Origin of the sequence: Kineothrix sp. MB12-C1, from assembly GCF_030863805.1 — a bacterium.
Taxonomy (GTDB): domain Bacteria; phylum Bacillota; class Clostridia; order Lachnospirales; family Lachnospiraceae; genus Kineothrix.
In genome coordinates this window covers 1,796,957-1,819,634 of record NZ_CP132957.1, presented here as the reverse complement: position 1 = coordinate 1,819,634, position 22,678 = coordinate 1,796,957, and the positions used below count along the sequence as shown (strand labels likewise).

The window sequence follows — 22,678 nt, the reverse complement described above, 5'->3', positions numbered from 1 at the left end:
GCAGATGAACTTTTTTAAAAAAGAGCGTACAAAAGATGCAAACTATATCTCTGCCAAAGAATCCCGAGCAATATCGAAGGAAAATAAAAGAATCACAGATGAGATAGAGAAGAAACGCAAGAGAAAACATATTCCGGAAGAGGAATATGTGACCCAAATGAAAAATCCTGAAAATGTTGTGGAATTTGATGATGTTCACACATATTTTTTCACCGATATCGGAACGGTAAAGTCTGTGGATGGGGTGTCTTTCGAGGTTCCCCAAGGTAAGACGGTAGGTATAGTAGGGGAATCCGGCTGTGGTAAGTCGGTAACCAGCCTTTCTCTGATGCAGTTAGTACAGCGTCCGCAAGGACAGACTGTTAAGGGAGAGATTCGTTTTAACACGGGAGAGCGGGCGATCAATGTAGTCAATGCTCCTATGGAGACGATGCAGAAGTTGCGTGGCAATTATATGTCCATGATTTTTCAGGAACCGATGACAACTTTGAACCCGGTATTCCGTATTGGTAATCAGGTGGATGAAGTAACTGCCTTGCATAACTCACAGATGAGTAAGGAAGAAGTAAAAGCACGTACGATAGAGATGCTGGAGCTGGTGGGAATTGCCAACAGTGAAGGTGTATATAATATGTATCCTCATGAGCTTTCCGGCGGTATGCGTCAGAGAGTATGTATTGCCATGGGGCTTGCATGTAACCCGAGACTTATTATTGCAGATGAACCGACGACGGCGTTGGATGTTACGATACAAGCACAGATTCTCGATTTGCTGCGCGGATTGAAAGATAAAATCAACTCCAGTATTATGTTGATCACGCATGATCTCGGCGTTATTGCTGAGATGGCAGATTATGTAGTCGTTATGTATGCAGGACGCGTAGTGGAAAAGGGAACGGTGCAGGAGATATTCAAGAATCCTAAGCATCCTTACACGATAGGTCTGATGGCATCGAAGCCGGTAGTGGGCAAGGAAATCGACCGCCTTTATAGTATTCCGGGCAAAGTACCGAATCCGGTCAATATGCCCGATTACTGCTATTTCAGAGACCGTTGCGAGAAATGTATAGAAAAGTGCCAGGGAAAATATCCTGAACAGCTCACGGTAAGTCCTACGCATTCGGTAAATTGTTACCTTTATGAAGAGGAAGCGAAGGTTTATCAAGCAGAGGCAGGTAAAAATGCTAACAAGACGAAGGAGGTAAAATAAGAATGAATGAACCTCTGAAGCATAAGGAAGAAAATATATTAGAAGTATCCCATTTGAAAAAGTATTTTCCCATTAAGGATGGTGTTTTTTCCCGGGAAGTAGGACAAGTCAAAGCCGTGGATGATGTCTCTTTTTCCATTAAAAGAGGAACGACCATGGGACTCGTTGGTGAGTCCGGGTGTGGGAAGTCGACGACAGGGCGAACTATTTTGCGACTGATCGACAAGACAGATGGACAGGTTCTGTTTAACGGCAAGGATGTAAATGCATTAAACAAGAGAGAACTGCGTTCCCTCCGCCCTAAAATGCAAATCATTTTCCAGGATCCTTATTCCAGCCTATCCCCCAGACTTCCGGTCGGTGAGATTATCGGGGAGGCTGTAAGAGAGCACAATCTTGTGCCGAAGAATGAATTAGATGATCATGTAACGAGGATTATGGCAGCCTGTGGTCTGCAGACTTATCATAAGGACCGTTACCCTCATGAATTTTCAGGAGGTCAGCGCCAGAGAATTTGTATAGCTAGAGCATTGGCATTGAATCCTGAATTCATCGTTTGTGATGAGCCGGTATCCGCTTTGGACGTATCTATCCAGGCGCAGATCATTAACTTGTTGAAGGATCTGCAAGAAGAGTTCGGGTTAACTTATTTATTTATTTCCCATGATTTATCGGTAGTTGAGCATATTTCTGATACGGTAGGAGTTATGTATCTGGGAAGTATTGTGGAGACAGGATCTACAGAGGATATCTTCGCGAATCCTCTCCATCCTTATACGAAGGCATTGTTCAGTGCAATTCCTGTTCCTGATCCGGAAGCGAAGATAAACCGTATTGTTCTTGAGGGAAGTATTCCTTCCCCGGCTAATCCGCCCTCCGGCTGTAAGTTCCACACAAGATGTAAGGAATGTATGGAAATTTGCAAGACGCAAGAACCGGCAACAATCGATATGGGGAACGGCCATATGGTAAAATGTCACCTCTATCACTAATAAATAGCAATAGCAGGTAAATTCAAAATTATGAGTAAAAAGAAAAAGGATGATTTAGAACAGTATGAAAATATTACTGTTGCGAATATGAACGTGGAAGGCATGCCCTGGTATACAAAGGATGCAGGAGAACGCATGACTTCCGGCAAGCCGGAAGAGTCTGCGGATTCCCCTGCCAGGGAAGAACTTACGCCGAAAGAGACAAGGCACCTCATTGCGAACGCGGTTGTGGCAGCCCTCCTTGTGGGCGGTGTATTTCTTCTCGCCATTTTTCTTTTTCTTTTATTCTGTGTCTATGTTTGGTTCTGAGGCTCTTGTTGAAGTTGCAGACGTAGGTTGGTAAAGTCGGCAGGGCCATTTTCCAGATAGAAACGATGGAAGCGATAATCACTGTAGGTATCTCCCCACAGTCTTTGCGCTTCCTTTTTTAATTCCAGAATCTCTAAGTAACCGAGGTAATATTTCAGATAAGTACCCGGTTCTTCTACAATATATTCATAGATGGCTCGGGTGGTATCGACGTCGCTGATTCCCACGGAGGAAAGCATCTTATGCACTTGTTTATAATTGGCACCTTCATAATGAATAGCGATATCCAATAAGGAATAAAGACAGAGTTGTATCTGACGATCTAGTTTGTAGGATTCATAAAGCGCTTCTGCTTTGGAATTTTGTTCTTTCATAAGTTCCTTTGCATAATCGTAGGCTTTAAGCTCCACATACATTGCCCAGCCTTCCACATATCCCCCATAGGATAAGAGAGACCGAATCGGATTGGTATCGGTTTTATTAAAGTATAGCTGCATATAGACAGTCTGGTAGAGATGACCGGGATAACCTTCGTGAGCAAGGGTTGTGTAAAGCTCTACACCCTGAGGATTGTGCTTCTGGTTGATATAGATAACATTTTCGCGAATATCATCCAAAGGTGGTGTCAGATAAAAGGCAGGGCTGCAGTATTCCTCTAAGTTTTTGGAAATGGATTTTACAGTACAAGCGGGCAGTGCCTTATCTTGTGAAACGGTAGACAGACCGGGAAAGTCCTCGGCCATCACTTGCTGAAGATTATTCAGCATATCTGCGGGAGATTCATAAGGGAAAGTCCCTTCCTGAAGCTTCTGTGCGGCGGAGAGGGAAGAATTATTATGCAGCAGAGAGTACATGCTATCAAAGTTCTGATCAAAATCCTTAAAGAGAAGAGTTTTAATTCTGCCGATATCCCGATAAGAGGAAGCATGTGAACGCAGCAAATAGAGATAATATTCTCGCCCCTGAGGGTAGTAATACAGACCATTCTCATTCTTTCCACTGCCTTTTAGCACAAGGAGTTCATCTCCCAAAGCCTGGTAGGCAGGCGCCATAACGGTAGTGAGCAATCTGTCGTTTTCGGATAGGTATTGTTGCTTTTCCTTTTCGGTAATGATTTCCTTAGCCAACAGCAGATCAAGCCTTTCTTCGAAAGTAGTGTGAAGGAAATGTGTACCGTTTGCGAGAGAACTTTTGTCCATAATGGTGTCGCATTGAGCAATGACCTTATCCGCAGAATAGTCTGGCATAAATAACCCTTTAGATGACTGCTCCTGTAAAAAGGTAGTGACACCTTCGAAATAAGTATCAGTCTGATCGAGAAGTGCCAGATAATCTTCAATATCTCTTTTGTTTCGGAACGTATATTCAGCAAGCAATATAGGGAGCTGTGATTGCATACCGGAGGAAGGCGAGAGCGGAGCAGTATAATAATAGAGGGACATACCTGCTCTCTCATTTTCTAAGTAAGGCAGGAGTAAGCGGTAAGTGTAAGAATCCTGTCCGCTTAACCGGTCATTATCGATGGAACGAAGTAAGGCAATGGAATCGGTAAGCTCCTGAAAAGAGGCTTCTTTTTCCTGAATGGAATAGGAGGGGAGCACGGGCACATAAGAGTTGATGCCGTAAGCCTCTGGATTAGCCACGGTATAGTGCATGTTCAAAGTGTTGGAGGTGAGCTCCTTCGTAAAGAATTCCTTTGCAAAATGTTGAAAAGTTCTTGTATCCTTCGTAGAGAAGAATAAGAAGAATCCGAGAAGTAGGAAGAGAGAAAAAAGCGATAAAATGGCCGCTTTGTGCCTACTGGAACGAGGAAAATGAATAAAAGGCTTCAAGGACGATACCCGGTTTCGTTTTTCTTAAATATATGAATGAGAAGAAAGAAAGATGTATTGAATTCCGCGATGAGTTCTGCGGGGATTAGAGGGAATGATACAACTTATAATGTACAACTTAGATAATAGGTATCTATATTATGGGTATAATGAACAAAAATAATTGACAAGTAAAGAAATGTATCATATTATACATATATGACAATAAAATGGCAAATGTATCCGATAAAGTAATAAAAATGTACAAAAACTTGAAAGTCGTACATAACAAGGGAAAAACGATTTGAAAGGGAGATGAAATGGAAAAGAAAAGGAGAAACATAGGAAATCTAAAAAACCAACTGAAAAAAATAACCAAGACAGAAAATACCAATAAAGTAAAACATTTAAAACATCGAAAAAAGAAAAGAGATATTGGGAAGTCATCCAAAAACGGAATAGGAATACGTCTTAAAATCAATAGTGTGATATTTATAATGTCGATTATCTTTATTGTGCTGTTAGGGGTAATGGCGATAAAAACGATTGGATACAATGCGCAATACGAAGGGGTTCTGGAAAATATAAGTAAGATTTCTTATATTAAAACGAACAGTGTGAAGACGGCGAGAACGGTAGTGAATCTATGCGGTGTAGGGGGTAGTATTACCGACAGTGGCCATCCGGAGATGATTGCTACTATGAAGGCATACATAGAGGATATCGCAAACAACATCGGAGACGAGGTAGAATACAGCCAGAACAGGAACCAGCTTGCCAGCCTTTCTTCCGAAGTGGACAAGTATGTTGCTCTCTATGAAGAAATTATCGCTTTAAGCGAAGGTGAAAGTTATTCCAATGCAGCGTCTGCACAGGCAGTGCAGCTTGACAGCACCGCCTTATTTCTTTCCGGCAATGCGGAAAATCTGCTTACCTACGAGATAACGAGGAGTGAAAATGTACAGGAGCAGATTAAAAATGAAGTTGCTCGCGTATTTGGCCTTTTGATGGGAATTGCGGTTGTTATCTTTGCAGTGACAACGGTAGCGGCGATTATAATATCAGGGAGTATTACGGGACCGATTAAAGCTCTCAGCAAAAAGATTGTAATTATTGCGGATGGAGATTTATCGGAAGATGATATTGAAGTTAGAAGTAAGGATGAGACGGGCCGCCTTGTAGAAGCTTTTAATAAAATGAAAGGGAGCATTACTTCTGTTTTACAACGTGTAAAAGATGGTTCTGCCGAGTTGGAACGGGTTACCGCCACTGTAAGTGATAATATGATGAAGAATGCGGCGGGCAGTGAAGAAATTGCGGCTTCCGTCGGAGAAATGCAGTCCAGGATGCAGAAGCAGCAAGAAGAAGTAGTCCGGATTGTACAGCAGATTCGTGAGATGGAGGGAATATCAGGAGTCGTTGTAGAGAATACCACCTATATTCAGGAGAGCTCTGAGAGGGCGAAGGCAGATGCTCAGAGTGGAATGGATAGAATCAATGAGTATGTGAAACAATTAGAGGTTATAGACAGTTCTATTCATGAGGTGACGAAGGTATTCGAGAAGTTCAATGATAATGCCAGACAGATGTCAAATGCGCTGAGTGCAATTACGGAAATCGCATCACAGACGAACCTACTCTCATTAAATGCATCTATCGAAGCGGCGAGAGCCGGAGAAGCAGGTAAGGGATTTGCTGTAGTCGCTGATGAAATAAGAAAGCTGGCAGATGATTCCAGCAAAGCAGCAGAAGAAATCGGAATGATGATTAAAGCTCTTCAGGCGGAATCACAGAATATGAATAACAAACTGGAGGAGAGCCTGAATCATTTACAGAAGGGGAATGAGATGACTCAGGAAACAAGGAATGACTTTATGACGATTAAGGACGGCACTTCGAAGGTAGAGGAAAGTGTATTTAATATTACCGACAAACTCTCGATTCTTATGAAGGCCATAGAGACAGCGGTCCTTAGTGCAGAAGTAGTTGAGGATACGACCAATGAAAATGTAATCGGAATCAATGAAATTAATGAAGTGGTAACTGAGGAAAGTGCGAACCTGGAACAGATCGCTACGGCAGCGGAACAACTTGTGGAATTGACGAAGGGACTTGAGAGTATGGTCTCAGAATTCAAGTTGGCAAGGGTATCGCTAGTGGAGGAAGGAAGAGGAATATAGTTATGAAGGTGGAAGATAACCAATGGGAACAAAAGGAATCCCCCGTCGTTGGTGCGGAATCAGGGGGAATAGAGGAAGGAAAAGATAAAGGCGGTAAGAAAATTTACCTTCCTACGAAGCTTTCCTTGACGATTCGTCTAATGGTGGCAGCCTATCTGCTTTACATCGTTTACTCATTAAGAGATGTGACTCAGAAATATAGTGGAAGCGAGCTCGTTTTCTTTCTCGTGGCAATCGCAGCATTTGTGGTGATTGGGGTGCTCCTCATCATTCATTCCGCAAGGGCATTGGCGATGGGAAAATATGTGGGTGGTGCCATGGATCGTGAAGACAATGACGAGTAATGCCGGCTAAAAGTGAAGATTCCATAACGGAAGGTGAGTCCAATGGATTTTCATAAGTAACAGTGGGGTAATGAACTGTTATAAAAACAGGCAAATATGGCACGGTATAGATTTATTTCAAGTTGTACACATACAAGTTTATAAAGTTGAACATGATTTGTGCAAAAAATACACAATAACATATTGACAAAACAAAAAACATAGCATAATATATAAATACAATGAATGTATGAAAATTAAGTTATATGGAAAGTGTCTTCAAAATCATGTAAAAATGGGGAATAAGCATAGTAAATAGTATTCTTAATTTGTTTTTTATCCATAATAATGTGAAAAAGACATCTATAATTATCCTTAATTGTCGTACAATCTCATACCAATGTGGTATGAATTGTAAATACAAGTAATTTATAATTACAAGATTCATGGGAGGAAAAACATGAAAAGAAAACTTTTAGGCGCATTAATCAGTGTAGCGATGGCCGCAACCCTTTTAATCGGATGTGGCGGTTCTGCAGCAACAACAGAGACACCGGCGGCTGAGACGACGGAAACTCCGGCAGCAGAGAGCACAACAGAAGAGACAGCAGATGCCACTGCATCTGGAGCAGGCAAGAAGGTTGGTGTGGCGATGCCCACACAGTCATCTGAAAGATGGATTAATGACGGTGCGAACATGAAGAAACAGTTAGAAGCACTCGGATATGAAGTTGACCTTCAGTATGCAGAAGATGATGTACAGGCTCAGGTTTCTCAGCTTGAGAATATGATTGCAAGTGGTGTAAACTGCCTCGTAATTGCATCTATCGACTCACAGGCACTCGTTAACGTAGAAGCGCAGGCGAAGGAAGCCGGAATTCCTATTATCGCTTATGACCGTCTTCTTATGGATACGGATGCAGTTTCTTACTATGCAACCTTCGATAATAAAGGTATAGGTACTGCAATCGGTAAATACATCGAAGAAAACAAAGACTTACCGGCAGCTCAGGCAGCAGGCGAATCTTACACCATCGAGTTTTTTATGGGCTCTCCTGATGATAATAACGCAGTTATGCTTTATAATGGTGTAATAGAAGTATTACAGCCTTATCTTGATGATGGTACCCTCGTATGTAAATCCGGAAGAACTTCTTTTGAAGATACTTGTATCTTAAGATGGTCTCAGGAAACAGCTCAGCAGAACTGTGAGAACTACTTAACAGGCTTCTATGCAGATGATAAACTCGATATCGCTTGCTCCGCATTTGACGGATTTGCTTATGGTATTAAGGCTGCTCTCGAAGGTGCCGGTTATACATTAGGTGAAGATTGGCCGCTCATTACAGGACAGGATGCAGAGCTTATGGCAGTTAAGAACATTATCAGCGGATATCAGACAATGTCTATCTACAAAGATACGCGTCTCCTCGCTGAGAAGTGTGTAACGATGGTTCAGGCAGTTCTTGAAGGCTCAGAACCTGAAATCAACGATACAGAGCAGTACAACAACAACGTAATAGTAGTTCCTTCTTACCTTTGCACACCTGCAGCAGTTGATGTGAACAACTATCAGGAATTAATTGTTGACGGTGGATACTACACAGCGGATCAGTTGGCTGAATAATTGTTAACATACCAGTAATTGTGAGGGTACTGAACAGTTATATATTATAATTAAAAAGTGTGGGCGGCGGCATAGTGCTGCCGCTCTCTTAATATTTTACCACTGAACATAAAGAAGTTTTGGAAAGTAAGCAGAAAGGAAGTTATGCGGATGTCTGATTATATATTGGAAATGAATCACATAACAAAGGCTTTTACGGGAGTAAAAGCATTGGACGATGTCAATCTGAAAGTGAAGCGGGGAGAAATCCATGCGTTATGCGGAGAAAACGGAGCCGGCAAATCAACGCTTATGAATGTCTTATCGGGCGTATATCCGTTCGGAACCTATGAAGGCGACATTGTTTATAACAACGAAGTATGTAAATTCCACAGTATAAAAGAAAGCGAAGCAAAAGGGGTGGTTATCATCCATCAGGAGCTTGCCTTAAGCCCCCACCTTTCTGTTGCGGAGAACGTATTTCTCGGAAATGAACAAACCGGTATCAAAGGCGTGATCGATTGGACGCAGACGAGAAAAAGAGCGCACGAGATGCTTGAAAAAGTAGGATTAGGGGATGAAGATGTCAATGCTCCTGTCAATCTCCTGGGTGTTGGCAAGCAGCAGTTGATAGAGATTGCCAAGGCGATGGCAAAAAAGGTGGAGCTTTTGATTCTGGACGAACCCACCGCAGCGCTAAATGACGAAGAAAGCGGTAAGCTTCTCGAAATTATGCTGGAATTAAAAAAGCATGGAATTACCTGTATCATTATTTCTCATAAATTGAATGAAATCAGCTATGTGGCGGATTCCATTACGGTAATTCGTGACGGACATACAATCGAGACATTGGAAAAAGGAAAAGATGATTTCTCTGAGGACAGGATTATTAAAGGAATGGTAGGAAGAGAGCTTACTAACCGATATCCGTTAAGGGAAGATGTAGAAGTCGGAGAAACGATATTTGAAATAAAGAATTGGAATGTATATCATCCCGATGATGCGAACAGGCATATAATTAAAAATGTTAATCTGCACGTAAAAGCCGGAGAAGTAGTCGGTCTGGCCGGATTAATGGGTGCAGGAAGAACAGAATTAGCTATGAGTATCTTCGGAAAATCTTATGGTCAGAAAATATCGGGAAGCATATCTATCAATGGTAAAGAGGTTACGATTAAATCTGTAAAGGATGCTATTGATAACAAGTTAGCTTATGTATCGGAAGATCGTAAGAACTATGGATTGGTTCTGATTGATGATATTAAGAGAAACATGACGATGGCTGCCCTTAGAAAGTTTTTCTCTAAAAATGGTGTAGTGAACAGCAACGATGAAATTATATCTGCAGAAGAATATAGAAAGAAAATTAATGTAAAGACCAATTCCATTAATCAGACAGTTGGATCGCTTTCAGGAGGTAATCAGCAGAAAGTTGTTCTCGCAAAGTGGATGCTGACACAGCCGGATATACTGATTCTCGATGAACCTACAAGAGGTATCGATGTTGGCGCCAAATACGAAATTTATTGTATTATCAATGAACTGGCAAAGGAAGGAAAAGCAGTAATTGTTATTTCTTCGGAAATGCCCGAGATTATAGGAACCTGTGACCGTGTATATGTCATAAATGAAGGCGAGATAGCCGGAGAACTTACGAAGGAAGAAATATCACAGGAAAGAATTATGCAGCGCATTATGGCGCATAACAGAAAGGGTGAAAACTAATGGAAAAGAAAAAAACTATTAATTTAGATATGAAGCAATACGGTATGGTACTTGCCCTAATAGCCGTATTTATTATCTTTGCCATTCTCACAGGAGGAAAGAACCTCTCTCCGGCAAACATCAATAACTTAATTATGCAGAACGGATATATTGTTATTTTAGCAGTAGGTATGTTATTATGTGTTTTGACTGGTAACATTGACCTGGGAGTAGGATCCATTGTTGCACTGAGCGGAGCTGCGGTAGGTATTCTGATGGTAGACTTCAAAGCAGGTATATTTGTCGCTATTTTGGCAGCACTCGTAATCGGTGTGGCATCCGGTATGTTTGCAGGATTCTTTATTGCAAAGCTTAAGATTCCTCCCTTCGTAGTAACACTGGCGACCATGCTTATGGGCCGTGGTCTGACCTATACATTATTGAAGGCACAGACAAAAGGTCCCCTTCCTACCGACTATACATATATAGGTGCCGGATTCCTGCCGACAATAAAAGTGGCGTTCGGCGGCAAGCAAATCGACTTGGTTTGCCTTATCGTAGCGCTTGTGGCATCCATTCTCATTATCCTTTCGGAGATTAGGAATATCAATACGAAGAAGAAATATGGTTTTGCGGTAAATCCGATGTGGCAGGTTATTATAAAAGAAGCGATTATTCTTATTATTGTATGGTTCTTCTTCTATAAACTGGCAAACTACAACGGTATTCCTTTCGTATTAATTATTATGGGACTTCTCGTTGGTATCTATCACTTCCTTACGAGTAGGACAGTGGCAGGACGTCAGATTTATGCTATGGGTGGTAATGCTAAGGCAGCCCAGTTATCCGGTATCAATACGGAGAAAGTATTCTTCTGGGTATATACGAATATGGGTATGCTTTCTGCGGTTGCAGGTATTGTATTGTCCGCACGTAATGCTTCGGCAACACCGAAGGCCGGAGATGGTTTCGAGTTGGATGCTATTGCTTCCTGCTATATCGGCGGAGCGGCAGCAGCCGGTGGTGTCGGTACCATTATCGGAGCGGTAGTAGGTGCTTTCATTATGGGTATCCTGAATAATGGTATGTCCTTATACGGATGGTCCACAGATATTCAGAAGATAGTAAAGGGAGCGGTACTTCTTGGAGCTGTTACAGTAGATATTTTATCTAAGAGAAAAAAAGGCTGATAGTTTAAAGCTAGAATAAGGAGGCGGGCTGCGTCCAATGCACCCCGGTATGCTGTGAGTAAAAGTCAATCAAAATATATGGAGCTTGTAAGCTGGATAAAGGAACAGATTGCATCGAAGACATTTCTGCCAGGGCAGAAAATGCATTCAGAAAATGAATTAAAGGATATGTTTCATGTGAGCAGGCAGACGGTACGCCATGCAATCAGTGTCCTCGAAAGTGAGGGAATCCTTATTAGAATACAGGGAAGCGGAACATATATTAATGATAAGCGGCAGGCGAATCTGGAGAATCGGACCAGGATTTCTGTGGTGACGACTTATGTGGACGGATATATCTTCCCCAAAACCATACAGGGGATAGAGAATGTGTTGTTTGAAAATGGTTATTCCGTGCAGATCGCGTTTACCAATAACCAGGGCAGCCGGGAGAAGACGATTTTGGAAGATATCTTAAGCCGGGATGAAGTGGCCGGAGTCATTATGGAAACGACCAAAAGCGGCATTCCTAATTCTAATTTGTATTTATATAAGGAACTGCAGAAGCGGGGAATTCCTGTTGTTTTTATTAATAGTTATTATCCTCTGCTTTCTATTCCACACGTATCGTTAAACGATAGAATGGCAGGAGAGAAAGTAACTGAGCATCTGATTGAAATGGGACATAAGAAAATCGGAGGTATTTTCAAGCTGGATGATGGCCAGGGACATATGAGGTATGCCGGTTACACAGAGGCTATGCAGAATGCGGGCATGATAGTAGAAGATGCTCATGTAATATGGATCGATACGGAAGATATCAAGAACTTAAACAAGAGAAAAGCAGCAATTTTAGAACGTCTTGAAGGGTGCAGCGCGGTATTTTGCTATAATGACCAGGTGGCCTTTGAACTTTTAGAAATGTTGAAGAAAGAGGGAATTGCTATTCCGGAGGATATGTCTGTTGTAAGTATCGATGATTCGGATCTTGCTGTGCTTGGAGATATCGCTCTTACCTGTATTTCTCATCCGATGGATAAACTGGGTGAGAAGGCGGCTAATAATCTGCTTCGAATGATAGATAATCCCTCATATGATGGGAATTACGAATTCGATGCGAAGCTGACACTTCGTAATTCTGTGAAAAAATTAAATTAAATGTAATTTGTATGAAAATGGCGTTCAGCTCATAGGCTGTCCGCCATTTTTAAAATTAATTATTTCGCAAAAAAATGAACCTTTTACACAAAAAAACACCATGATTTTAAGTAGCTGTCTGATATAATTTTAATAGGGGAAGCATGTGCTATTAATGAAAAATGTGGAGGATGGTTTATGAAGACAATCAGTACCAAGTTTATGGCAGTTATTTTAATAGTAGCGGCAATCGGGCTTGCCGGAATGGCTATTCTGGTAAACAACGTAAATCAAATACGTTCGGTGTCGGAACGCATCTTGTCCGGGGAGTTGCAAGATTACAAAGAAGCATCTGAGATTGTGATGAATTTTGAGGTGATACATAAGTCTGTTTTAAAGCATGTAGTGACAGCGAAAGAGACAAAGGCAGCTCTGGCAGAAAATGAGATCAAAGCAAAGCGTAAGGCCATAACTGCGCTTTTAGAGTCTTATGCGACGAGATTGGACGAGGAGAAGCAGCCGATTTATGATGAACTTATAAAGACCTATGAAATATATTTATCGGATCTGGATGCGATTCTGGAAGTTAGTAAGAGCGGAGATAAGTCCAAGGCGCAGAACCTGGTATTCAGTAACATCGCCAACTATGAAGGACAGATGGAAACTTGTCTCAGTCAGCTTCAGGATTTATCGATGGAGAAGATGGAAGCAGGAAAGGAAGCTGTTTATATTTATACGAAACAGGTACCTTTAGTTAGTATGGCGGCAGTGGGTATTATTATATTTGCGGTAATCATAGCATTTTTAGTTGCGAGATGGGCGATTATCATGCCCATTAAGAGAACGACGAGGGAGTTGAATAAGATTATCAAGAGTATTGAAGAAGAACAGGGGGACCTGAGCTTGAGGATATCGGTGAAGTCAAAAGATGAAATCGGAATGCTGGTAAGGGGCATTAATCGCTTCCTGGATATTTTGGATCAGATCATAGGTAATATGATAGATTCCTGCGGCCAGATGGCAGTCGCACAGGAGAGGGTAAGAGAGAGCATTCATATCACTAATGCCAATGCGCAGAATACGTCGGCGACGACGGAGGAGCTTGCAGCCGGTATGAAGAATGTTACCGACAATATGGAGAAGGTAGGCGATGAGACCAGGAAGGTTCATCTATCTTCTGAGAATATGATGAAACAGGCAAAAGAAGGCAGTGATTATGCGGGAGAAATAAGGGAGCGTGCGAAGGGTCTGCAGGATAAGGCGAGAGAGAGTAAAGAGGAAGCCGGTAATATGCTGACGCAGATCGGAAGTGCGGTGAATCATTCTATTAGTGATACGAAACAGATTGACAAAATTACAGAATTGACGGAGGATATTCTAGCTGTGGCAAGTCAGACCAACTTGCTCGCACTCAATGCATCGATTGAGGCAGCCAGAGCAGGGGAAGCGGGCAAAGGCTTTGCCGTGGTAGCGGAGGAGATACGCCACCTTGCAGATGATTCCAAGCAAACGGCTAATCGGATACAAAGCATTAGCGAGAAGGTAGTAACGAGTGTGGCAAGGCTCTCGGGGGAGGCCGAAAGGATGCTTCAATTTGTAGGCGGCAAGGTAATGGAAGACTATGATGTTTTGGAGCATACAGGAAAGCAGTATTTCACCGATGCAGCCACACTTCATGAAATTATGGAGAATATTACACAAGCTTCAGATGCACTCGGGTATACCATGGAGAGAGTAGCACAGACCAATGAAGGCATTATGCTGACGGTCAATGAAAGTGCGGAAGGAATTAGTAATGTAGTAGAGAATACTGCCGGAGTAGCTGACGGCATGAAGGAAATTGATGATGCCTTGCTTGAAATGGCGGAGGCAGTGAGAATACTGGAAAGTGAGATAAGGGTATTCAATAGACAGAAGACGGAATAAAAATGAAAGGCATGGTCTTAGAATATGTTAAAGGTTTTTCTTGTAGAGGATGAAATCGTAATGCGGGAGGGGATTAAGAATAATATTCCATGGAAGGAGGAAGGCTTCGATTTCGTAGGAGAAGCGAGTGATGGCGAGTTGGCGTATCCTATGATTCGTAAGCTTCAGCCGGATATTATCATTACGGATATTAAAATGCCTTTTATGGATGGATTAGAACTCAGCCGCCTCGTAAAGAAAGACTTTCCTGACACGAGCATTATTATATTGAGCGGTTATGACGAATTCGAGTACGCTAAGGAGGCTATTAAGATCGGCGTGACAGAATACTTGGTGAAGCCTATTTCTTCTGCCAGGCTTTTAGAAGCAGTGAAGGAAATTGGCAGCCGCATTGAAAAGGAACAGGAGAAGAAGACGTACTTAGAACAATTCAAAAAGGAAATGAAAGAAATGGAGCTTCATGAAAAAGAGAAGTTCCTTCATGAGATTCTTTCCGGTAAGATGCCTTTGCCCGAGCTTTTAGAAAAAGGAAAGCGGTTGAATATTCATCTGGCAGCGGGGGTTTATAATGTGATTCTTTTTATGATGCGCAGGTCGGAAGATAGCGATAATATTCATTTGAAGGAATTGGCAAAGGCGTGGGATAATATTCTGGAGTTGGTGGAAGAAACGGGTAATATTTATATGTTTAACCGGGGTATCGATGGCGTAGAGTTTCTCTTCCTGGATGAGACACCCGAACAGTTGGAGAGAAAAAGAGAAGGCTTTTTAAAGCGGCTGGAGAAAATTTCTTCCGGTCATGAACAAGTACAATACTTCGGTGGTGTGGGAAATATAGTCTATCGGTTAAGAGAGATACAGGAATCTTATGAAAGTGCCAGCAAAGCTTTCTCTTATCGCTATTTGGTGCCTTATAACCGGATTGTTTTTGCAGATAACATGGAAAATATGCGGGTAGAATTCAATAAGGATGTGGATATAGACTTAAAGGAAATGGACTTTGGGAAAATAGACCGCCGTATTGTGAAAAATTTTCTTAGTAAAGGATTGTTGGAAGAGGCTCCGCATTTTATAGAGGATTATTTCTCAAGTCTTGGGATTGGCAATGTGGAGTCCATACTGTTTCGCCAGTATATCACTTCCGATATGTACTTTGGAGCAGTTGTATTTGTAGAAGATCTAGGGTATAGCGCGGATAATATAGTTAACGTATTCGGAGACTTTAAGGCGATTTCAGAGGTACTTCCTTCCCTGGAGAAGACGAAGGAGTATCTGAAGAAAATGATGCGGGAAGCGATTACTCTCAGAGATAAGGTATCTGTGAAGAAATATGGGAGTCTGATTGATGATGCGAAGGAATATATTGAACAGAATTACGATTCCGAAGATATCTCGCTTAACAGTGTAGCGACCCACGTCAATATAAGTCCAAGCCATTTTAGCAGTATTTTCAGTCAGGAGGAGGGGCAGACGTTTATCGAATATTTGACCGCTCTTCGTATGAACAAGGCGAAGGAACTTTTGATGTGCTCTAGCTTAAAAAGTTCAGAAATCGGTTACTCGGTAGGCTATAAAGACCCTCATTATTTCAGCTATCTTTTTAAGAAGACACAGAACTGCACGCCGAGGGAATACCGTATGAGGGGAAAGGCAGGCATGGAAGAGGCATGAGGAAGCTGTTTCAGTTAGTTAGGGGTTTTAGCTTCAATGGTAAGCTGAACCGTAAGTTGAATATGATGATTACAGTGATTATGGTTCCTTTTATTATACTTGTCATCTACTTATTGGTCTCCATGATTAATTACTGTAATTCCTATAATCAGATTGTGAAGAATGTATCTCTTGCCAACAGCTATAATATCGATTTCAAGAGAGAGATCGATGCCGGTATGTATCAGATTGCCATAGGCTCCGCCATTCCGGAAAATATTCTGGAGAGAAAAGATATACGCAATCCTTATGAGGTGTTGGGTGAAGCCAGGGAAGATTTCACCAAGCTGCAGAAATCTACTCTGGCGCCGGGCAATGCCAGAAGGGTGAGGCGGCTTATTAAGACCTTCGATACGCTGGAAAAGCGAATGCTTGAGATTTCTCAGGATGCGGGAGAAAGCGGACACTATGAAGAGAATCTGCTTCGACTTGATAATAATATAAGAATCCTGACGGAGGTACTTCAGGAGGCAATTCAAGAATATATTCATTATGAGACAGATCATTTGGAATCTGTCAGGTATGAACTCGAGCAGAAAGAACAGGATGCGGTGGAGATTAGCGTTACCTGTTTGATTGTTGTCATAATTGGAGCGGTGATTGTCGGTTTTGCTATTTCCAGAAGCGTGGTTGACCCGATTGTTGAGTTGTGCAAGACGACGGAGGAGGTAGCCCGCGGTAACTTCGATGTCCGAGTCGAGGTGAATTCCTCGGATGAAACAGCGATTCTGGCAGAGAGCTTCAATCGTATGATTTCTGAAATGGGAGAATTAGTAGAAGGAATTAAGCAAGAGCAACTGAACCTTCGGGATGCGGAACTGAAGCTTCTGCAAGCGCAGATTAATCCTCACTTTCTATATAATACATTGGATACGATTATGTGGATGGCAGAAGCAGGGCAGAAGGAAGAGGTGGTGGACTTGGTTTCCTCTTTATCCGGTTTCTTTCGAACGACGCTCAGCAAGGGACGGGATTTTATCTCTGTAGGGGAAGAGGTCTCCCATATTCAGAGTTATCTGGAGATTCAGAAGTTCCGTTACCGGGATATTATGGACTATGAAATAGATATTCCCATTCATATGCACCGTTACCCTATCTTAAAGCTTACCCTTCAGCCTTTAGTTGAGAATGCTCTTTACCACGGAATCAAGAATAAAAGAGGAAAGGGAACAATTAAGGTCAGTGGAGAGTGTAAGGATGATATGCTCATTTTCACCATAAGGGATGACGGAATCGGAATGACGAAAGAACAACTTATGGAGCTTCATAGCAATATTAAGAAGGAGCAAGGTGATGATGAAATTGCGGCCGGTTTTGGTCTTGCGAATGTGAATGAGAGAATCCGCTTAAACTATGGAAAAGAATACGGCCTTATTTTTTCCAGTATCTATGGACAAGGAACTTCGGTCAGCGTAACGATACCGGTCAAATAAAAAAATGAACTTTTTTCGTAAGAAAATTAAAAAAGTTCATTTTTTGTTCACATATTAGTAAGAAATACAACTTTCCACATAAAAAATTCTCTATCTTTTTTTTCTGAAATTGATAGAATTGACACATAAACAAACAGAAAACTTTAAGGAGGGTATTAAATGAAAAAGAAAATTTTAAGCGTTATCCTTGCAACAGCAATGGTAGCAACGATGGCAGGCTGCGGTAGTGCAACTTCTCAGCCGGCAACGGCAGAACCAGTGGCTGAAGAAGCAGTAGCAGAAGAACCTGCGGCGGAAGAACCGGCAGCAGAGGAAACCGCAGAAGCAGCTTCCGATGAATTAATAGTAGTTGGTTATGCACAGGTTGGCGCGGAGTCCGATTGGAGAACAGCTAACACAGAATCTTTCAAGACGACATTTACAGAAGAAAATGGTTATCAGTTGATTTTTGACGATGCTCAGCAGAAACAGGAAAACCAGATTAAGGCAATCCGTTCCTTTATTCAGCAGGAAGTTGATTATATCGTAGTTGCTCCCGTAGTTGAAACAGGATGGGAAACTGTTTTGGAAGAAGCAAAAGAAGCAGGTATTCCTGTAATTCTTTCTGACAGAATGATGGATGTATCTGACGATTCTTTATATGAGTGCTGGGTTGGCGGTAACTTCATAAAAGAAGGTGAAGATGCAGCAGCTTGGGTGAAATCTTATCTGGAAAGCCAGGGAAGAGGCGAAGAAGAAATCAATATTGTTACTCTTCAGGGAACGATCGGAGCATCTGCACAGGTTGGACGTACCGATGGTTTTGCGAATGGAATGCAGGATAACTGGGTTATGTTAGACAAACAGACCGGTGAATTCACACAGTCCAAAGGACAGGAAGTTATGGAGTCATTCTTGAAGCAGTATCCCGATATCGACGTAGTTGTATGTGAGAACGACAACATGGCATTCGGTGCAATCGATGCTATCAAAGCAGCAGGTAAGACGTGCGGACCGGAAGGCGATATTATCGTTATTTCCTTCGACGCAGTAGCAGCAGCTTTCGATGCGATGATCGCAGGCGACTTAAATGCAACATTTGAATGTAATCCTCTTCACGGACCTCGTGTAGCTGAAATCATTCAGAAGCTTAGAGCAGGCGAAACAGTAGAGAAGATTCAGTATGTAGATGAAGCTTACTTCGATACATCCATGGATGTTCCGGCAGTAAAAGAAACACGCGCATACTAATTCGGATATACACTGTTATTAATGGAGTGCAAAGGGTGGCGGGCGGAGAATCCGGAGAGATTCTTCTCCGCCGCTTTCTATATATTCGATAATTAAAAATCACCGAATATATAGCGACCTTTGGTGGATGCACACTCGCACGAAGTGGTATTTTGTCGCAAAGCGACCGTGCTCGGTGCAGACGGCGAATTAATCGCCGTCTATATATATTAGGAATCGCCATAGTAAGGGGACCGAACAGTTACGTATATTGTATGGAAGGAATGAAGCCCAAATGGAAAACGGCAACAAGGAAAATAAAATTGTATTGACAATGCGTCATATTAATAAGAATTTCCCCGGAGTTGTAGCGCTGGACAATGTAGATTTTACATTAAGAGTAGGAGAAATACACGCTCTGATGGGAGAAAACGGCGCGGGAAAATCGACTTTAATCAAGGTGTTAACCGGAGTAGAGGAATTCGAAGCGGGAGAAATTAAAATTGATGGAATGTCCCATCCAATCATTAATAAATCGCCCCAGGAGGCGCAGGCTAACGGTATCAGTACCGTATATCAGGAGGTGAACCTCTGTCCGAATCTGTCTGTTGCCGAGAACCTTTTTATTGGCAGAGAACCGAAGAAATTCGGGGCAATTGATTGGAAAACTATGAACAGAAAGTCTAAGGAAGTATTAGGCAATCTGGATATCGATATAGATGTAACAAAGACACTGGATAATTACTCCATCGCGATACAGCAGATGATAGCGATAGCGAGAGCTGTGGATATGTCGGCCAGAGTATTGATTCTGGATGAACCGACCTCTTCGTTAGATGATGGTGAAGTAGAGAAATTATTCGTGTTAATGAAAAAGCTGAAGGCGCAGGGAGTAGGAATTGTATTCGTTACTCACTTCCTGGAGCAGGTATATGAGGTCTGTGACCGGATTACTGTTCTTAGAAATGGTGCCTTAGTAGGTGAATTCGAAGTGGAGAAGTTACCTAGAGTGCGTCTTGTAGCAGAGATGATGGGAAAAGACTTCGACGATCTTGCTGCTATTAAGAAGGGCGGAAAAGGTGAGAAAAAGGTGAGTGAAGAAGTGGTTATTGATGCGAAGCAGCTATACCACACGGGTACGATTAGACCTTTCGACATTCAGATACATAAAGGTGAGGTTATCGGACTCACCGGGCTATTAGGCTCCGGTCGTAGTGAGTTGGCGCGTGCCATCTACGGTGCGGATAAGGCGGATGGCGGCAATCTTTCTGTAAAAGGGAAAAAAGTCTTAATCGGGGCGCCTATTGATGCAATGCAGGAAGGTATGGCCTATTTGCCGGAAAACAGAAAGGAAGAAGGTATTATTGCCGACCTTTCCGTAAGAGAAAATATTATGATTGCCTTACAGGCGAAAAAGGGAATGTTCAAACTGCTTAGCAAGAAGGAGCAAGAAGAATTCACGGATAAATATATAGAACTTTTGCAGATTAAAACGGCCAACAGAGAAGTTCCTATTAAGCAGTTATCTGGCGGTAACCAGCAGAAGGTAATTCTGGGAAGGTGGCTATTAACCGATCCTGACTTTATCATTCTCGATGAGCCTACCAGGGGTATTGATATTGGTACGAAGACGGAGATACAGAAGTTAGTGCTTAAGCTGGCGGGAGAAGGAATGTCCGTTATGTTTATTTCCTCTGAAATAGAGGAGATGCTTCGTACCTGCTCGCGGATGGCTGTTTTGAGAGATGGCTGGAAGGTAGGAGAACTGGAAGAGAATGAGCTTTCACAGGAAGGTGTTATGAAAGCGATAGCAGGAGGTGGAAGTGATGAATAATACGGCGAAAATGCTGAAGAAATTGACGGGGTATAAGCTCTTCTTGCCATTTTTATGCTTGGCACTCGTGTTGTTTGTCAACGTTATAAAAACACCGAGCTTTTTTGTAATTACAATTAATAATGGGGTATTTTATGGATATATTATCGACGTCATCAACCGTGCCAGTGAGCTTGTTATTCTTGCAGTAGGAATGACGCTTGTTGTTGCAGCTTCCGGAGGTACAGATATCTCTGTAGGCGCGGTTAGTGCTCTGGCAGGAGCGGTATGCTGCTTTGTACTTTCCGGAGGAGAGCAATCGGTAAACGAGTATCACGCCCCTTATTTTATCGGTGTGCTGGCGGCGATGGCAGTTGGTATTGTATGCGGTGCATGGAACGGATTCCTGGTGGCGAAGATGAAGATTCAGCCGATGGTGGCAACTCTGATTCTTTTTACGGCAGGACGCGGTATCGCACAGCTTATCACGGATGGACAGATGATTTATGTACGCGTGGATCACTTCAAGAAGTTGGGAGCTTTCATCGGTGGTGTTCCCCTTCCTACGCCGGTATTCGCAGCAGTTATTGTAGTAGTTCTGACTATGTTGCTTCTGAGAAAAACAGCTCTTGGACTTTATATTCAGACAGTAGGTATTAACGCTAAGGCAGCCAGGCTGGTAGGGCTGAACTCCACATTGATACAGTTTCTGACTTATGCTTATTGCGGATTATGTGCCGGTATTGCAGGATTGATCATCACTTCGAGAGTATATTCTATCGATGCTAATAATGCGGGACTTAATATGGAGTTGGATGCAATTCTTGCGGTAGCGCTTGGCGGAAATAGCTTGGGAGGCGGTAAGTTCTCGTTGGCAGGTAGCGTAATTGGAGCATATACGATTCAGGCACTTACGACAACCTTATATGCCATGGGCGTATCTGCGGATCAGATTCCAGTGTATAAGGCAATCGTAGTGGTTATTATCGTATCCTTGCAGTCGCCGGAGCTTGCGAAGATCTGGAAGGGATTTACGAAGAGAATTAGTGATAATAGTACGAGAAAGAAGGTGGCATAATGAAGAAATTAAAGTTAGAAGGCAATCAGTTCCTGCTTCTCATTACCATTGTACTATTTTTCGTTATGTATGCTATCGGATTGATTGTATTTAAGGATAATAACTTCGGACGTTTACAGGTATTTTTAAATCTTTTTATTTCCAATGCGGGCTTGATTGTAATCGCGGTATCCATGACTATGGTGCTTATTACAGGCGGTATCGATATTTCGGTAGGTTCTGTAGTAGCTATGACGTGTATGCTGCTGGCATGGATGATGGAGAAGAAAGGAATCGGAGCGATACCCGCAGTAGTCATGGTTCTGTTAGTGGGAGTTGTATTCGGGTTGGTACAGGGTTTTCTTATCGCTTATTTGAAGATACAGCCATTTATCGTTACCCTTGCAGGAATGTTCTTTGCCAGAGGTATGACGGCTATTATCAGTACAGAGATGATCAGTATTAAGAATGAAATGTTCTTGAGCTGGGCACAGGCTAAAATGTATTTTCCTTTCGGAGGATACGTGAACAAAAAAGGAGTCATTGTTAATCCTTATATTTATCCGAGTGTAGTTATGGCTCTTATCGTACTTGTTGTTATCTTTCTTATGCTCAAGTATACGAAGTTCGGACGTTCGATCTATGCAGTAGGCGGTAATGAGCAATCCGCACTCTTGATGGGACTTAATGTAAGAAGAACGAAATTAAAAGTATATATTCTGGATGGCTTTCTGGCAGCCTTCGGCGGATTCTTATTCGCCTTGAATACTTGCTCAGGATTCGTAGAGCAAGCCAAAGGTTTCGAGATGGAAGCCATTGCCGGCGCCGTAATCGGCGGAACTTTATTGACAGGCGGTGTGGGAAATGTTATCGGTAGTTTGTTCGGTGTATTGATCAAAGGAACGATAGAGACTTTCATCACTTTCCAGGGAACGTTATCTTCCTGGTGGACGAAAATTACAATAGCAGCATTGTTAGCCTTTTTCATCATACTTCAGAGCCTTTTTGCCAAGGTAAAGGAAAAACGTAAATAGATTGTTCATAAGGTAACAGTTCAGCCATCAATATCGCTAGGTGTTTTTGTGCGCA

17 protein-coding genes are annotated in these 22,678 nt (G+C 42.2%); 16 read left to right on the top strand and 1 reads right to left on the bottom strand.

The window, feature by feature from the left end; translation table 11 throughout:
- The first annotated feature begins 4 nt into the window (after window positions 1–4).
- The 3 genes from RBB56_RS08420 to RBB56_RS08410 are packed head-to-tail and all read left to right on the top strand — an operon-like array spanning window position 5 to window position 2,511.
- Window positions 5–1,210 carry an ABC transporter ATP-binding protein gene (locus RBB56_RS08420; protein WP_306721928.1) on the top strand — a complete coding sequence of 402 codons (1,206 nt, stop codon included), beginning with the start codon at window positions 5–7 and terminating at the stop codon, window positions 1,208–1,210.
- 2 nt (window positions 1,211–1,212) lie between these two features.
- Complete coding sequence (locus RBB56_RS08415) at window positions 1,213–2,202, top strand: ABC transporter ATP-binding protein (RefSeq protein ID WP_306721927.1); 990 nt, start codon at window positions 1,213–1,215, stop codon at window positions 2,200–2,202.
- Between the two features lie 30 nt (window positions 2,203–2,232).
- Complete coding sequence (locus RBB56_RS08410; RefSeq protein WP_306721926.1) at window positions 2,233–2,511, top strand: hypothetical protein; 279 nt, start codon at window positions 2,233–2,235, stop codon at window positions 2,509–2,511.
- Here the strand turns inward: RBB56_RS08410 and RBB56_RS08405 are convergent.
- Window positions 2,496–4,166: a DUF885 domain-containing protein gene (locus RBB56_RS08405; protein ID WP_306721925.1), complete on the bottom strand. Its 1,671-nt coding sequence runs from the start codon at window positions 4,164–4,166 to the stop codon at window positions 2,496–2,498. The two genes, RBB56_RS08410 and RBB56_RS08405, sit on opposite strands and share 16 nt — an antisense overlap.
- A 476-nt stretch (window positions 4,167–4,642) precedes the next feature.
- Here RBB56_RS08405 and RBB56_RS08400 point away from each other — a divergent pair, with 476 nt between their 5' ends.
- From RBB56_RS08400 to RBB56_RS08340, 13 genes are all read left to right on the top strand, one after another.
- Window positions 4,643–6,502: a methyl-accepting chemotaxis protein gene (locus RBB56_RS08400; RefSeq protein WP_306721924.1), complete on the top strand. Its 1,860-nt coding sequence runs from the start codon at window positions 4,643–4,645 to the stop codon at window positions 6,500–6,502.
- A gap of 2 nt (window positions 6,503–6,504) precedes the next feature.
- The gene (locus RBB56_RS08395; RefSeq protein WP_306721923.1) at window positions 6,505–6,846 is read left to right on the top strand and encodes a hypothetical protein; all 342 of its coding nucleotides are present in this window, start codon (window positions 6,505–6,507) and stop codon (window positions 6,844–6,846) included.
- A 439-nt stretch (window positions 6,847–7,285) separates the two neighbouring features.
- Complete coding sequence (gene chvE, locus RBB56_RS08390) at window positions 7,286–8,452, top strand: multiple monosaccharide ABC transporter substrate-binding protein (RefSeq protein ID WP_306721922.1); 1,167 nt, start codon at window positions 7,286–7,288, stop codon at window positions 8,450–8,452.
- Between the two features lie 150 nt (window positions 8,453–8,602).
- Entirely contained in the window at window positions 8,603–10,156 is a 1,554-nt protein-coding gene (gene mmsA / locus RBB56_RS08385) for a multiple monosaccharide ABC transporter ATP-binding protein (protein WP_306721921.1), read from the top strand.
- Window positions 10,156–11,325 carry a multiple monosaccharide ABC transporter permease gene (gene mmsB / locus RBB56_RS08380; RefSeq protein WP_306721920.1) on the top strand — a complete coding sequence of 390 codons (1,170 nt, stop codon included), beginning with the start codon at window positions 10,156–10,158 and terminating at the stop codon, window positions 11,323–11,325. The genes mmsA and mmsB overlap by 1 nt, the downstream gene beginning before the upstream one ends.
- A gap of 54 nt (window positions 11,326–11,379) precedes the next feature.
- Window positions 11,380–12,462 (top strand): GntR family transcriptional regulator, encoded by a 1,083-nt coding sequence (locus tag RBB56_RS08375; protein WP_306721919.1) that lies wholly within the window; start codon window positions 11,380–11,382, stop codon window positions 12,460–12,462.
- 177 nt (window positions 12,463–12,639) lie between these two features.
- Complete coding sequence (locus tag RBB56_RS08370) at window positions 12,640–14,367, top strand: methyl-accepting chemotaxis protein (RefSeq protein ID WP_306721918.1); 1,728 nt, start codon at window positions 12,640–12,642, stop codon at window positions 14,365–14,367.
- A gap of 24 nt (window positions 14,368–14,391) precedes the next feature.
- Window positions 14,392–16,038, top strand: coding sequence for a response regulator (locus RBB56_RS08365; RefSeq protein WP_306721917.1), 1,647 nt, complete (start codon window positions 14,392–14,394; stop codon window positions 16,036–16,038).
- Window positions 16,035–17,510 carry a sensor histidine kinase gene (locus RBB56_RS08360; RefSeq protein ID WP_306721916.1) on the top strand — a complete coding sequence of 492 codons (1,476 nt, stop codon included), beginning with the start codon at window positions 16,035–16,037 and terminating at the stop codon, window positions 17,508–17,510. Before RBB56_RS08365 ends, RBB56_RS08360 begins: the two co-directional genes overlap by 4 nt.
- Before the next feature lie 159 nt (window positions 17,511–17,669).
- Window positions 17,670–18,740, top strand: a complete 1,071-nt coding sequence (locus tag RBB56_RS08355; protein ID WP_306721915.1) for an ABC transporter substrate-binding protein — start codon at window positions 17,670–17,672, stop codon at window positions 18,738–18,740.
- A gap of 274 nt (window positions 18,741–19,014) precedes the next feature.
- Entirely contained in the window at window positions 19,015–20,553 is a 1,539-nt protein-coding gene (locus tag RBB56_RS08350; protein WP_306721914.1) for a sugar ABC transporter ATP-binding protein, read from the top strand.
- Entirely contained in the window at window positions 20,546–21,610 is a 1,065-nt protein-coding gene (locus tag RBB56_RS08345; RefSeq protein ID WP_306721913.1) for an ABC transporter permease, read from the top strand. Before RBB56_RS08350 ends, RBB56_RS08345 begins: the two co-directional genes overlap by 8 nt.
- Entirely contained in the window at window positions 21,610–22,623 is a 1,014-nt protein-coding gene (locus RBB56_RS08340; protein ID WP_306721912.1) for an ABC transporter permease subunit, read from the top strand. Before RBB56_RS08345 ends, RBB56_RS08340 begins: the two co-directional genes overlap by 1 nt.
- Window positions 22,624–22,678 lie beyond the last annotated feature (55 nt).

Bases quoted from the DNA above. Each gene is read 5' to 3' on its own strand.
- chvE (WP_306721922.1), top strand. From the start codon at position 7,286: ATGAAAAGAAAACTTTTAGGCGCATTAATCAGTGTAGCGATGGCCGCA.
- mmsB (WP_306721920.1), top strand. From the start codon at position 10,156: ATGGAAAAGAAAAAAACTATTAATTTAGATATGAAGCAATACGGTATG.
- RBB56_RS08340 (WP_306721912.1), top strand. From the start codon at position 21,610: ATGAAGAAATTAAAGTTAGAAGGCAATCAGTTCCTGCTTCTCATTACC.
- RBB56_RS08400 (WP_306721924.1), top strand. From the start codon at position 4,643: ATGGAAAAGAAAAGGAGAAACATAGGAAATCTAAAAAACCAACTGAAA.
- RBB56_RS08345 (WP_306721913.1), top strand. From the start codon at position 20,546: ATGAATAATACGGCGAAAATGCTGAAGAAATTGACGGGGTATAAGCTC.
- RBB56_RS08350 (WP_306721914.1), top strand. From the start codon at position 19,015: ATGGAAAACGGCAACAAGGAAAATAAAATTGTATTGACAATGCGTCAT.
- RBB56_RS08365 (WP_306721917.1), top strand. From the start codon at position 14,392: ATGTTAAAGGTTTTTCTTGTAGAGGATGAAATCGTAATGCGGGAGGGG.
- RBB56_RS08405 (WP_306721925.1), bottom strand. From the start codon at position 4,166: ATGCACTATACCGTGGCTAATCCAGAGGCTTACGGCATCAACTCTTAT.
- RBB56_RS08360 (WP_306721916.1), top strand. From the start codon at position 16,035: ATGAGGAAGCTGTTTCAGTTAGTTAGGGGTTTTAGCTTCAATGGTAAG.
- RBB56_RS08415 (WP_306721927.1), top strand. From the start codon at position 1,213: ATGAATGAACCTCTGAAGCATAAGGAAGAAAATATATTAGAAGTATCC.
- RBB56_RS08410 (WP_306721926.1), top strand. From the start codon at position 2,233: ATGAGTAAAAAGAAAAAGGATGATTTAGAACAGTATGAAAATATTACT.
- RBB56_RS08355 (WP_306721915.1), top strand. From the start codon at position 17,670: ATGAAAAAGAAAATTTTAAGCGTTATCCTTGCAACAGCAATGGTAGCA.
- mmsA (WP_306721921.1), top strand. From the start codon at position 8,603: ATGTCTGATTATATATTGGAAATGAATCACATAACAAAGGCTTTTACG.
- RBB56_RS08420 (WP_306721928.1), top strand. From the start codon at position 5: ATGAACTTTTTTAAAAAAGAGCGTACAAAAGATGCAAACTATATCTCT.
- RBB56_RS08395 (WP_306721923.1), top strand. From the start codon at position 6,505: ATGAAGGTGGAAGATAACCAATGGGAACAAAAGGAATCCCCCGTCGTT.
- RBB56_RS08370 (WP_306721918.1), top strand. From the start codon at position 12,640: ATGAAGACAATCAGTACCAAGTTTATGGCAGTTATTTTAATAGTAGCG.